Below are 11,423 nucleotides of genomic sequence, written 5' to 3'. Positions count from 1 at the left end.
CTGTGCATTCTACGCAAGCCGTTATTTTTGTCAACACTTAATTTTGAGAAAAGTTTATTTTTTCAAATCTTAGTCTTACTTGACTTAACCAACTCGTCATTTTGCTTTTTTGTAAGCAGTCCGCCGTGTCGGTGGATGCGCATTATAGGGAGATCCGAATTGAGATCAACTGTTTTTTGAAGTTTTTATGAAAAAAATGACTGTTCGCGCAAAATACGAACGAAACGCGTAAAAATAGCACTAAATCACTCGTGTTAGGCCTATATAGCCACTGTATTTTATATATATGCCTGTTTTTAACTTCTATAAAAGAAGATGTAGCTATTAAAGAACGCGGTGTGATCTTTATATGTGATCTTAGTTGCTAGTTGCTAGTTGCTAGTTGCTAGTTGCTAGTTGCTAGTTGCTAGTTGCTTTAAGATTGTATAGTGATGTTTGGGGATTGATAGAGTTAATTTATTGATAGTGAATTTCAGAAAGTAAAAAGCCGAGCATAAGCTCGGCTTTTTGGTGTCTTTACGACTTACTCTGCAGACTGCGCGTCTTCTTGAACTTCTTCGTTTGTCGCTGGGCGACCAACTAGTTCAATATAAGCCATTGGTGCATTATCACCAGCACGGAAGCCACACTTAAGAATACGAGTGTAACCACCAGGACGGTCTGTATTACGTGGACCGATTTCGCTGAATAATTTACCAACTACTTCATTATCACGCGTGCGAGCAAACGCTAAACGGCGGTTTGCTACACTGTCAGTCTTAGCCAGTGTGATTAAAGGTTCAATTACACGGCGCAACTCTTTAGCTTTAGGCAAAGTTGTTTTGATGATTTCATGTTTCACCAAAGAACCAGCCATGTTGCTGAACATCGCTTTGCGATGGCTGCTGTTACGGTTTAATTGACGACCACTCTTACGATGGCGCATGACCCTATCCTTCTAACTAAACTAATATAGTGATTTAGATTATTCAGCTAGGCTTGCAGGCGGCCAATTTTCTAGGCGCATACCTAGAGAAAGACCACGTGAAGCTAGCACGTCTTTAATTTCAGTTAGAGACTTCTTACCTAAGTTAGGCGTTTTAAGAAGCTCAACTTCAGTGCGCTGAACTAAATCACCGATATATTGAATTTGCTCGGCTTTCAAACAGTTTGCTGAACGTACTGTTAGTTCAAGATCATCAACTGGGCGAAGTAGAATAGGATCGAATTCTGGCTTCTCTTCTTTCTCTTCTGGCTCAGTTACATCACGTAAATCTACGAATGCATCTAATTGCTCAGCTAAGATAGTAGACGCACGGCGGATCGCTTCTTCAGGATCTAAAGTGCCGTTCGTTTCCATATCAATGATTAACTTGTCTAAGTCTGTACGTTGCTCAACACGGGCTGATTCAACCGAGTACGCAATACGTTCAACTGGGCTGAATGATGCATCAAGCAGCAGACGACCAATTGGACGCTCATCGTCATCAGAGGATAAACGACTAGATGCCGGCACATAACCGCGACCGCGCTCAACACGAATACGCATGCTGATCTCGCTGCTATCTGTCGTAAGGTGACAGATAACGTGATCTGGGTTGGCGATAGTTACATCACCATCGTGCTGAATATCAGCCGCAGTCACAGGGCCTACACCAGATTTAGTCAGGGTCAGAAAAACTTCATCTTTGCCTTCTAAAGTTACTGCTAAACCTTTAAGGTTCAACAGAATTTCAATGATGTCTTCTTGTACGCCCTCTTTCGCGCTGTACTCATGCAATACACCGTCGATTTCTACTTCAGTTACTGCACATCCAGGCATAGATGATAACAGTATACGGCGTAAGGCATTACCCAAAGTGTGACCAAAGCCACGCTCTAGTGGTTCTAAAACTACTTTAGAACGCGTTGGGTTGATAGCGTCGATATCGACTAACCTTGGTTTTAGGAATTCGGTAACAGAACCCTGCATTTTATCCTCTCTTAACTCTTAACTTTACTTAGAGTAAAGTTCGACGATTAGTTGTTCGTTAATGTCCGCAGACAGATCTGAACGCTCAGGTAGGCGCTTGAAGCTACCTTCCATTTTCTTACCGTCAACTTCAACCCAAGTCGGCTTTTCACGTTGCTCAGCCAACTCTAGAGCAGCGATGATACGTGCTTGTGTTTTTGACTTCTCACGAATTACAACAGTATCTTCTGGAGTAATTACGTATGAAGGGATGTTCACTACACGACCATTAACTAGAATCGCTTTGTGGCTTACTAACTGACGTGCTTCAGCGCGCGTGCTAGCAAAACCCATGCGATATACAACATTGTCTAAACGTTGCTCTAAAAGCTGTAACAAGTTTTCACCTGTATTACCTTTAAGGCGAGCAGCTTCTTTGTAGTAGTTACGGAATTGCTTTTCTAATACACCGTAGATACGACGTACTTTTTGCTTTTCACGTAGCTGTAAACCGTAATCAGATAAGCGACCTTTACGAGCGCCGTGCTGACCAGGTGCAGTCTCAAGTTTACACTTAGAGTCGATAGCTCTTACGCCGCTCTTAAGGAACAGGTCAGTACCTTCACGACGACTCAGCTTGAGCTTAGGGCCCAAATATCTTGCCATGTTATTTCTCCTAACCTATTGTTAAACGCGACGTTTCTTCGGTGGACGACAACCATTATGAGGGATTGGCGTCACGTCAGTGATGTTGGTAATACGGTAACCAGCAGCATTCAAAGCACGTACAGCAGATTCACGACCTGGACCTGGACCTTTGATGAAAACTTCTAGATTTTTTAAACCGTATTCTTGAGCAGCAGTACCTGCACGCTCTGCAGCAACCTGAGCCGCGAATGGAGTAGATTTACGTGAACCACGGAAACCTGAACCACCTGCTGTTGCCCAAGATAGTGCATTACCTTGACGGTCGGTAATTGTTACAATAGTGTTGTTGAAAGAAGCATGAACGTGAGCCATACCATCAGCAACTTGCTTTTTAACCTTCTTACGACGAATTGGTGCTTTAGCCATAATCTACCCCACCTTATTTCTTGATAGGCTTGCGAGGACCCTTACGAGTACGCGCGTTAGTCTTAGTACGTTGACCACGTAGTGGTAACGAACGACGGTGACGTAGGCCACGGAAACAACCAAGGTCCATAAGGCGCTTGATATTTAATGTAACTTCACGACGAAGGTCACCTTCTACAGTGTACTTGCCAACTGCTTCACGCAATACGTCAAGTGTTTCGTCTGAAAGTTCACCGATTTTTGTGGTCTCGGCGATACCAGTCGCTGCTAAGATTTCCTTAGAGCGAGTCTTACCTATGCCATAAATAGCAGTTAAACCGATAACTGCATGTTTATGATCAGGGACGTTAATGCCAGCGATACGGGCCACTAACACATCTCCTATATTTGAATTTGGTTATCATCTGTTTGAAAAGCCCGCAAGGATACTCAAACGAAGACCAAATCACATTAAAAACACAGGCCGAGTGAATAACTCAGCCTGCACGACTGTTTACTTAGCCTTGCCTTTGCTTATGCTTAGGCTCACTGCAAATTACGCGTACTACACCAGCACGTTTAATAACTTTACAGTTACGGCATATTTTCTTAACGGAAGCACGTACTTTCATTGCTCAACTCCGTAAACTGACCTTATCGACCGTAGCCTTTAAGGTTTGCTTTTTTCAGCACAGAATCATACTGATGTGACATCAGATGCGTCTGTACTTGTGCCATAAAGTCCATGATTACAACAACGATAATCAAAATTGATGTACCGCCGAAATAGAATGGCGTTTGCCATGCCATAGTCATGAATTCGGGCACCAGACAGATAAAGGTTATATACAAAGCACCTGCCAATGTCAGGCGTGTCATCACTTTATCAATGTATTTAGATGTCTGCTCACCTGGACGAATACCTGGGATAAATGCGCCAGATTTTTTCAGGTTATCTGCTGTTTCACGCGGGTTAAACACCAACGCGGTGTAGAAAAAGCAGAAGAAGATAATAGCCGCAGCTAAAACCATCGCATATAAAGGTTGACCCGGAGTCAACGTTGTAGCGATTGCTTGTAGCACATCAGCGACCGGACCTTCACCCTGGCCGAACCAGCTTGCAATTGTACCAGGGAACAGAATTATACTGCTAGCAAAGATTGGTGGAATAACACCCGCCATGTTTACTTTTAATGGTAAGTGCGTGCTTTGAGCAGCAAATACCTGACGACCCTGTTGACGCTTTGCATAGTTAACGACGATACGACGTTGACCACGCTCAAAGAATACAACGAGGTAAGTAACAGCGAATACGATTACAGCAATCAATAACAGTACAAGTACATTCAGATCACCTTGGCGCGCCATTTCGGCTGTCGAACCAATAGCAGACGGCAGGTTAGCTACGATACCAACAAAAATAAGAACAGAGATACCGTTACCGATACCGCGTTCTGTAATTTGTTCGCCCAACCACATCAGGAACATAGTACCAGTTACTAAACTCACTACAGCAGTGAAGTAGAAACCAATACCAGGGTTAACAACTAACCCGTCCATCATACCCGGTAAGCTGGTAGCAATACCGATTGATTGGATAGTAGCAAGCACAAGCGTGCCGTAGCGTGTATACTGGCTAATTTTCTTACGCCCTTGCTCACCTTCTTTCTTAAGCTCTATAAACGGCGGATACATATGCGTTAATAGTTGCGTAATAATCGAAGCCGAGATATACGGCATAATACCCAGTGCTAACACTGAAGCGCGCTCAAGCGCACCACCGCTGAACATGTTAAACATTTCAACAATGGTGCCCTTTTGTTGCTCGAAGAAATCGGCAAGTACAGCGGCGTCAATCCCAGGGATCGGCACGAATGAACCTAGACGGTAAATAATGATAGCACCTAATACAAATAGTAATCGACGCTTCAATTCCGAAAGCCCACTTTGTGCACTTTTCATATCTTGACCTGGTTTAGCCATTAGTACTTCCTTAGTCTTCTACCTTGCCTCCGGCAGCTTCGATAGCTTCGCGAGCACCTTTAGTCACTTTAAGACCTTTAACGGTTACTGCGCGTGAAACTTCGCCAGATTTAACTACTTTAACGAACTGGATGTTCTTTTTAACTAGACCAGCTGCTTGTAACGCGTTTACGTCTACTACATCGCCTTCAACTTTAGCGATTTCAAAAAGGTTAACTTCAGTAGATACTAGTGATTTACGTGAAGTGAAACCAAATTTTGGTAGACGACGTTGCATAGGCATTTGACCGCCTTCGAAACCAACGCGAACTTTACCGCCAGAACGTGATTTTTGGCCTTTATGACCACGACCACCAGTCTTACCAAGACCAGAACCGATACCACGACCTAGACGTTTCTTTTCAGTTTTTGCACCTGCAGCAGGTGAAAGTGTATTCAAACGCATCGAATTAACCCTCAACCTTTACCATGTAAGAAACTTGGTTAATCATACCACGCACACATGCTGTGTCTTCTAACTCAACAGTGTGATTGATACGACGTAAACCAAGACCGCGTAATGTAGCTTTATGCTTCGGTAAACGACCGATAGAGCTCTTTACTTGTGTTACTTTTACAGTTTTATTAGCCATGGTTTACCCCGTGATTTCGTCAACGCTAAGACCACGTTTAGCAGCGATTGACTCTGGAGAGTTCATGTTCTCTAGAGCTGCAATCGTTGCACGAACGATGTTGATCGGGTTAGTTGAACCGTATGCTTTTGACAATACGTTCTGTACACCAGTTACTTCTAGTACTGCACGCATCGCACCACCGGCGATGATACCTGTACCTTCAGAAGCAGGCTGCATGTATACTTTAGAACCCGCGTGGCGACCCTTGATTGGGTGCTGTAGCGTGTTACCGTTTAGGTCTACACTGATCATGTTACGACGTGCTTTTTCCATTGCTTTTTGAATAGCAGCTGGAACTTCACGTGCTTTACCATAACCGAAACCTACTTTACCTGCGCCGTCACCAACTACTGTTAGTGCAGTGAAGCTAAAGATACGACCACCTTTAACCACTTTAGACACACGGTTTACCGCGATTAGCTTTTCAGCCAAATCAGGCTGTTGTTGCTTTGCTTCTACGTTAGCCATTGTCTACTCCTAGAATTGCAGACCGGCTTCACGCGCTGCATCAGCAAGCGCCTTCACACGGCCGTGATATTTAAAGCCACTGCGATCAAAAGCAATCTTTTCGATGCCTTTGTCAGCTGCACGTTCAGCAACCGCTTTACCAACTGCTTGAGCAGCTGCAACGTTACCTGTGCCTTTAACTGTTTCGCTAATTGCTTTTTCAACAGTAGAAGCAGCAGCCAGTACAGTACCCTCAGCGTTTACAACTTGAGCGTAAATGTGACGTGGCGTGCGGTGGATAACAAGACGCGTTGTGCCTTGTTCAATATAATTTCTACGAGTGCGTTTAGCACGACGTAGACGAGCTGTTTTTTTATCCATCGTCTTACCTTACTTCTTCTTAGCCTCTTTACGGCGTACATTCTCGTCCGCGTAACGAACACCTTTACCTTTATAAGGCTCAGGTTTACGGTATGCACGGATGTTAGCAGCTGTTTGACCAACTAACTGCTTGTCTACGCCCTTAACTAGAACTTCTGTTTGGCTTGGTGTTTCAACCGTAATACCTTCTGGTACTTCGAAGTTTACCGGGTGTGAGAAACCAAGAGTTAAGTCTAATACTTTGCCCTTAGCTGCTGCACGGTAACCAACACCTACTAACTGAAGCTTCTTCTCGTAACCTTCATGCGTACCAACAACCATGTTGTTGATTAGAGCGCGAGCAGTACCTGCTTGTGCCCATGCATTTGCTACGCCTTCACGAGGTAAAGTTGTAATAACGTTATCGTTAACTTGTACTTCAACAGCGTCGTTGATTGTACGAGTTAATTCACCGTTTTTGCCTTTAACTGTGATGTCCTGGCCTTTTAATGTAACTTCTACACCGGCAGGAACATTGATTGGTGCCTTTGCTATGCGAGACATAGTTCCCTCCGATTAAGCTACAAAGCCAATGATCTCACCACCAACGCCTGCACTGCGTGCTGCGCGGTCTGTCATTAGGCCTTTAGAAGTTGATACGATAGCGATACCAAGACCACCCATTACCTTTGGTAATTCGTCACGTTTCTTATAGATACGTAAACCAGGGCGGCTAACACGCTGGATATTTTCAATAACAGCTTTGCCTTCGAAGTATTTTAACTCGATAGAAAGCTCAGGCTTCGCTTCGCTGTTTACAGCGTAATCTGCGATATAACCTTCATCTTTTAGTACTTTAGCTACTGCTACTTTCAGTTTTGAAGTTGGCATCGATACTGATACTTTCTTCGCTGACTGACCGTTACGGATACGTGTAAACAAATCCGCAATAGGATCTTGCAAGCTCATAGTCTTACTCCCGTGATTCTATTACCAGCTAGCCTTTTTAAGGCCAGGAATTTCACCGCGCATAGCTGCTTCGCGAACTTTGATACGGCTCATGCCGAATTTACGAAGGTAACCATGTGGGCGGCCCGTAACGTTACAACGATTACGTTGACGTGAAGAGCTAGAATCACGCGGTAAAGACTGTAGCTTTAATACCGCGTCCCAACGATCATCGTCAGATGTATTTACATCACTGATGATAGCTTTTAGTGCCGCACGCTTTTCAGCATACTGAGCAACTAATTTAGTGCGCTTTGCTTCGCGCGCTTTCATAGAATTCTTTGCCATAACCCTACCCTTATTTCTTGAATGGGAAGTTAAACGCTTCTAACAACGCACGGCCTTCCTCATCAGATTTCGCAGAAGTAGTGATTGTGATATCCATACCGCGTACACGGTCTACTTTATCATAATCGATTTCTGGGAAGATGATTTGCTCACGTACGCCCATGCTGTAGTTACCACGTCCATCAAAAGACTTAGCACTTACACCACGGAAGTCACGGATACGTGGGATAGCGATTGAAACCAAACGCTCAAAAAAGTCCCACATACGCTCGCCACGTAGGGTTACTTTACAACCAATTGGGTAACCTTCACGCACTTTGAAGCCTGCAACTGATTTGCGTGCTTTAGTGATTAGAGGTTTCTGACCAGAGATTGCTTCTAGATCCGCAACAGCGTTATCTAGGATCTTCTTGTCAGCTAGAGCTTCGCCCACACCCATGTTTAATGTGATCTTTTCGATCTGAGGGACTTGCATGACAGAGCTGAAACCAAACTTCTCTTGAAGCTCAGCAACTACTTTGTCTTTATATACTTCATGCAGTTTCGCCATCATTCTACTCCAACTATTAGATAGTTTTACCAGTAGATTTAAAGATACGTAATTTCTTACCATCTTCAATCTTGAAACCTACACGATCTGCTTTACCCGTTTCCGAGTTGTAGATCGCAACGTTTGATACGTCGATAGACGCTTCTTTCTCAACAATACCGCCAGCTTGGTTCAACTGAGGAACAGGCTTTTGGTGCTTCTTGATTAAGTTGATGCCTTCGACAAATACTCGACCAGACTCAGTAACAACTGAAAGCACTTTACCGCGCTTACCTTTGTCTTTACCGGCTAGTACGATTACTTCGTCATCACGACGGATTTTTGCTGCCATGATAGACTCCTTATAGTACTTCTGGGGCTAGTGAAACGATTTTCATGAACTTTTCAGTACGAAGCTCACGAGTCACAGGGCCGAAGATACGAGTACCAATTGGCTGTAAGTTATCATTTAAGATAACAGCCGCATTGCTATCGAAACGGATCAATGAACCGTCCGGACGACGAACGCCTTTTTTAGTACGCACAACTACTGCGTTTTTAACATCACCTTTCTTCACTTTACCGCGAGGAATTGCTTCTTTTACAGAAACTTTGATGATATCGCCAACCGCTGCATAGCGACGGTGCGAACCGCCAAGGACTTTAATACACTGCACTTTGCGAGCGCCGCTGTTATCAGCAACGTCCAGCTGAGTTTGCATTTGGATCATGTTAATGACCTCCGGTGTAGAAATTACAACACGCCTTAATTTTGTTTAAAATCAAGACATTTCGGTTAAATTCCACTCAAAAAACACGCGAGTTGTCTCTTAAGGGCGGGCAATTGTATCAGCAATGACAGTGAAGTGGTAGGTTATTTTTTAATTAATTTTATAATTAAGTGTTGCTAAGTTGAGGGGGTCTGTATGGAATATCAGCACTTGTTATTGATTATAAAACAAACAGGGCGCCAATGCGCCCTATTTTGATTTACATATTAAAGTTTTATTAATTACCGAATAGGCCTTTTAATTTATCTTTAATTTTATCTTTTGCCTTTTCCTTTACTTCTTCCTTCGCTGCGTCACTAACGTCAAGCTTGAAACCAACATCATGGAAAGGACCTTTTATACGTAAAGGGATCTTAAAGCCCGTACTGTCATCAGTCGTGCCCTGGCCTTCAATTGAATCAACAATTCCTGTCACTAAACGATAATCGACATTAGTCATTGGCAAGTTCACTTTACCTGCCCCTGTAATGCGAATTAATGGGCTAAGTAATGATAAGTCATTGTTTGTCCCTACTCCATCTGTAAAATTAAAGCGACCTGTAAGTGCTGAGAAGTCTGTTTGCTGAGAGTTATCGAAACCAGTATCTAACCCTTCAGACACTGCATTTAAGTTCCCTTTAATGAGCTCTTTACCTTTGCGCACCATCTCTGCCACATTCGCACCTTTAATTGCACCATCTGCAAACTCAAATGCTAACTGACCATCTAATGCATTAACAAAGTCTTTTTGACTTTGTCCTGTGGTCGCTAGATCCCAGTTTAAAGAGCCTTTACCCATAAGCTTATCGAAACCTGCTGCATCAGTCAGTAATGGCTGTGCATCAATTTTATCTAAAGCAAAGTTAGTGCTAATTTTATAGGGTGTTTGCTTAGCATTGACTGTGATCACACCTTTACCACTGCCTTCATAAGCAACAAATTTATCTAAGCTAATTTTTGCTAGTGCATTTTTAAGGTTCACCGTTAACTGGTTTTCACCAAGTGTAATATCATTTGCTTTTAGACCACTTGAACGCACAACAATATTTGCATCAAGTGCATTTAAGCCACTCATATCAATTGGTGTATCATCCCAAACAATTGGCTGTGCAGGCGTATCTGTGGCCGGTTCTGCTTGCTCTTCTTTAGCCACACCCTCTGGTAGGTAAGGGTTCAAATCAAGCATACCTAAATCAATATCGGCATTCACAGCTAAGCGACTCCCTAAGTTAATGTCGCTTTTACCTTTAATTTGTAGCTCATCTAAGGTGGCAAGTAACTCAGTAAGCTTAAACTGCTGCCCTTTTAGGTGCATTGACCCTTTTACATTAAAGGCATTAAACGCATTTTCTTTTGCATTAAGTTCAACACCTTGCCAGCTTGCGATCTCTTTAACTGAGTCACCACTTACTGATAACTGACCTTGCACATCTTTACCCATTTGGGCGATCGCGCCTTTGAAGTTTACATCCACTAAACGTGAATCAACCTCGGTGCTGACATTAAAAGTTTCGCCTTCAATCGCTTTTACCGGTGTATCTATGGTGACATCTAAATCAAAGCGTTCACCCATATAGGTAATACCGCCTTTTAACTCAAGAGTCTTACGAAGAGAAGGTAATAAGATGGCTAACTCTAAATCGCTTATCTGTTGCTTTGCCCCAGTTTTACCATCAAGGTAGGTGAAAGTCCCGCCATAGATTGCTACTTCACCAAGTTCGATATCAAAGTTATCTGGTAAGTTAACAGCGCCAGAACTCTTTTGCTGCTCTGTCTGTGGTTGCTCAGCAACCGCATCAAATAATTGCCAGTTTGCTTTACCATTTTTATCGGTTTCTAATAATATTGTTGGTTCATTAATAACAAACTTATCTAGTTTGAAATCACCGCCAAATAAAGACATCCATGGAATACGGATAGCCAACTGTTGCATGCTCGCCATGTCTTTTTGTGAACCTGTTTGCATATTAGCAAAATGTACATCGTTGAGCTCAAGCGTTAATGATGGAAATACCGACAACTTTTTATCACCATTAATAGTCAGACTACGACCTGTGGTTTGTTCTACTTGCTCCGATACTTTGTTAAATATCGCGTCTGTAGGTATGAGGAATGGTGCTACGACTACTAATGCAATCAGTAATACGAAAATGACACCAACAATTTTCAGTAAGGTTTTCATAATCATCCTTAAACATGGGCAAACAATGTTCATATCATAGCGGGAGTTAGGCGCAATTGCATTGCCCAATCCATAAAAAGGTTTGTAAACAAGCTTAGGTATAAGAATATGAATCAACGCTGAAATAACTTAGAGCCATATATAGAGAAAAATAACCCACAAATATAAATAAATAGTTTAATGAACAATCGAGGTGCTC

General features: G+C 42.9%; 18 protein-coding genes. All 18 read right to left on the bottom strand.

What is annotated here, in order from left to right:
- Positions 1–523: 523 nt before the first annotated feature.
- The 18 genes from rplQ to NYF15_RS07775 all read right to left on the bottom strand — a co-directional run bounded on the left by rplQ (position 524) and on the right by NYF15_RS07775 (position 11,224).
- A complete protein-coding gene (gene rplQ, locus NYF15_RS07860) occupies positions 524–925 on the bottom strand; it encodes a 50S ribosomal protein L17 (protein WP_004589197.1) in 402 nt (133 codons plus the stop codon).
- Between the two features lie 39 nt (positions 926–964).
- On the bottom strand, positions 965–1,951 hold the full coding sequence (gene rpoA, locus NYF15_RS07855; protein WP_004589198.1) for a DNA-directed RNA polymerase subunit alpha: 987 nt from the start codon (positions 1,949–1,951) through the stop codon (positions 965–967).
- A 24-nt stretch (positions 1,952–1,975) separates the two neighbouring features.
- Positions 1,976–2,596, bottom strand: a complete 621-nt coding sequence (rpsD, locus tag NYF15_RS07850) for a 30S ribosomal protein S4 (protein WP_036974007.1) — start codon at positions 2,594–2,596, stop codon at positions 1,976–1,978.
- Positions 2,597–2,617: 21 nt separating this feature from the next.
- On the bottom strand, positions 2,618–3,004 hold the full coding sequence (gene rpsK, locus NYF15_RS07845) for a 30S ribosomal protein S11 (protein WP_036974009.1): 387 nt from the start codon (positions 3,002–3,004) through the stop codon (positions 2,618–2,620).
- Between the two features lie 13 nt (positions 3,005–3,017).
- On the bottom strand, positions 3,018–3,374 hold the full coding sequence (rpsM, locus tag NYF15_RS07840; protein WP_054562818.1) for a 30S ribosomal protein S13: 357 nt from the start codon (positions 3,372–3,374) through the stop codon (positions 3,018–3,020).
- Positions 3,375–3,501: 127 nt separating this feature from the next.
- Positions 3,502–3,615 (bottom strand): 50S ribosomal protein L36, encoded by a 114-nt coding sequence (gene rpmJ / locus NYF15_RS07835; protein WP_002959476.1) that lies wholly within the window; start codon positions 3,613–3,615, stop codon positions 3,502–3,504.
- Positions 3,616–3,637: 22 nt separating this feature from the next.
- Complete coding sequence (gene secY, locus NYF15_RS07830; protein WP_036974013.1) at positions 3,638–4,966, bottom strand: preprotein translocase subunit SecY; 1,329 nt, start codon at positions 4,964–4,966, stop codon at positions 3,638–3,640.
- Between the two features lie 10 nt (positions 4,967–4,976).
- Positions 4,977–5,411 (bottom strand): 50S ribosomal protein L15, encoded by a 435-nt coding sequence (rplO, locus tag NYF15_RS07825; protein ID WP_036974015.1) that lies wholly within the window; start codon positions 5,409–5,411, stop codon positions 4,977–4,979.
- Between the two features lie 4 nt (positions 5,412–5,415).
- Positions 5,416–5,598, bottom strand: a complete 183-nt coding sequence (rpmD, locus tag NYF15_RS07820) for a 50S ribosomal protein L30 (RefSeq protein WP_016710201.1) — start codon at positions 5,596–5,598, stop codon at positions 5,416–5,418.
- A 3-nt stretch (positions 5,599–5,601) separates the two neighbouring features.
- Entirely contained in the window at positions 5,602–6,108 is a 507-nt protein-coding gene (gene rpsE / locus NYF15_RS07815; RefSeq protein ID WP_036974018.1) for a 30S ribosomal protein S5, read from the bottom strand.
- A gap of 9 nt (positions 6,109–6,117) precedes the next feature.
- Entirely contained in the window at positions 6,118–6,468 is a 351-nt protein-coding gene (gene rplR, locus NYF15_RS07810; protein ID WP_062568277.1) for a 50S ribosomal protein L18, read from the bottom strand.
- Between the two features lie 9 nt (positions 6,469–6,477).
- Entirely contained in the window at positions 6,478–7,011 is a 534-nt protein-coding gene (gene rplF, locus NYF15_RS07805; protein WP_062568278.1) for a 50S ribosomal protein L6, read from the bottom strand.
- A gap of 12 nt (positions 7,012–7,023) precedes the next feature.
- Positions 7,024–7,416 carry a 30S ribosomal protein S8 gene (rpsH, locus tag NYF15_RS07800; RefSeq protein WP_062568279.1) on the bottom strand — a complete coding sequence of 131 codons (393 nt, stop codon included), beginning with the start codon at positions 7,414–7,416 and terminating at the stop codon, positions 7,024–7,026.
- A gap of 21 nt (positions 7,417–7,437) precedes the next feature.
- Positions 7,438–7,743 carry a 30S ribosomal protein S14 gene (gene rpsN / locus NYF15_RS07795; protein WP_062568280.1) on the bottom strand — a complete coding sequence of 102 codons (306 nt, stop codon included), beginning with the start codon at positions 7,741–7,743 and terminating at the stop codon, positions 7,438–7,440.
- A 10-nt stretch (positions 7,744–7,753) separates the two neighbouring features.
- The gene (rplE, locus tag NYF15_RS07790) at positions 7,754–8,293 is read right to left on the bottom strand and encodes a 50S ribosomal protein L5 (protein ID WP_010392500.1); all 540 of its coding nucleotides are present in this window, start codon (positions 8,291–8,293) and stop codon (positions 7,754–7,756) included.
- A 16-nt stretch (positions 8,294–8,309) separates the two neighbouring features.
- Entirely contained in the window at positions 8,310–8,624 is a 315-nt protein-coding gene (gene rplX / locus NYF15_RS07785; RefSeq protein ID WP_036974032.1) for a 50S ribosomal protein L24, read from the bottom strand.
- 10 nt (positions 8,625–8,634) lie between these two features.
- On the bottom strand, positions 8,635–9,003 hold the full coding sequence (gene rplN, locus NYF15_RS07780; RefSeq protein ID WP_010378257.1) for a 50S ribosomal protein L14: 369 nt from the start codon (positions 9,001–9,003) through the stop codon (positions 8,635–8,637).
- A gap of 277 nt (positions 9,004–9,280) precedes the next feature.
- A complete protein-coding gene (locus NYF15_RS07775; protein WP_371353256.1) occupies positions 9,281–11,224 on the bottom strand; it encodes an AsmA family protein in 1,944 nt (647 codons plus the stop codon).
- Positions 11,225–11,423: the final 199 nt, after the last annotated feature.

This window comes from Pseudoalteromonas sp. 68 DY56-GL68, assembly GCF_041414825.1.
Classification (GTDB): Bacteria; Pseudomonadota; Gammaproteobacteria; order Enterobacterales; family Alteromonadaceae; genus Pseudoalteromonas.
This window is presented reverse-complemented; position numbering and strand designations above follow the sequence as displayed.

Coding starts and splice junctions, on each gene's coding strand:
- rplQ (WP_004589197.1), bottom strand. CDS start 925: ATGCGCCATCGTAAGAGTGGTCGTCAATTAAACCGTAACAGCAGCCAT.
- rpoA (WP_004589198.1), bottom strand. CDS start 1,951: ATGCAGGGTTCTGTTACCGAATTCCTAAAACCAAGGTTAGTCGATATC.
- rpsD (WP_036974007.1), bottom strand. CDS start 2,596: ATGGCAAGATATTTGGGCCCTAAGCTCAAGCTGAGTCGTCGTGAAGGT.
- rpsK (WP_036974009.1), bottom strand. CDS start 3,004: ATGGCTAAAGCACCAATTCGTCGTAAGAAGGTTAAAAAGCAAGTTGCT.
- rpmJ (WP_002959476.1), bottom strand. CDS start 3,615: ATGAAAGTACGTGCTTCCGTTAAGAAAATATGCCGTAACTGTAAAGTT.
- secY (WP_036974013.1), bottom strand. CDS start 4,966: ATGGCTAAACCAGGTCAAGATATGAAAAGTGCACAAAGTGGGCTTTCG.
- rplO (WP_036974015.1), bottom strand. CDS start 5,411: ATGCGTTTGAATACACTTTCACCTGCTGCAGGTGCAAAAACTGAAAAG.
- rpmD (WP_016710201.1), bottom strand. CDS start 5,598: ATGGCTAATAAAACTGTAAAAGTAACACAAGTAAAGAGCTCTATCGGT.
- rpsE (WP_036974018.1), bottom strand. CDS start 6,108: ATGGCTAACGTAGAAGCAAAGCAACAACAGCCTGATTTGGCTGAAAAG.
- rplR (WP_062568277.1), bottom strand. CDS start 6,468: ATGGATAAAAAAACAGCTCGTCTACGTCGTGCTAAACGCACTCGTAGA.
- rplF (WP_062568278.1), bottom strand. CDS start 7,011: ATGTCTCGCATAGCAAAGGCACCAATCAATGTTCCTGCCGGTGTAGAA.
- rpsH (WP_062568279.1), bottom strand. CDS start 7,416: ATGAGCTTGCAAGATCCTATTGCGGATTTGTTTACACGTATCCGTAAC.
- rpsN (WP_062568280.1), bottom strand. CDS start 7,743: ATGGCAAAGAATTCTATGAAAGCGCGCGAAGCAAAGCGCACTAAATTA.
- rplE (WP_010392500.1), bottom strand. CDS start 8,293: ATGGCGAAACTGCATGAAGTATATAAAGACAAAGTAGTTGCTGAGCTT.
- rplX (WP_036974032.1), bottom strand. CDS start 8,624: ATGGCAGCAAAAATCCGTCGTGATGACGAAGTAATCGTACTAGCCGGT.
- rplN (WP_010378257.1), bottom strand. CDS start 9,003: ATGATCCAAATGCAAACTCAGCTGGACGTTGCTGATAACAGCGGCGCT.
- NYF15_RS07775 (WP_371353256.1), bottom strand. CDS start 11,224: ATGAAAACCTTACTGAAAATTGTTGGTGTCATTTTCGTATTACTGATT.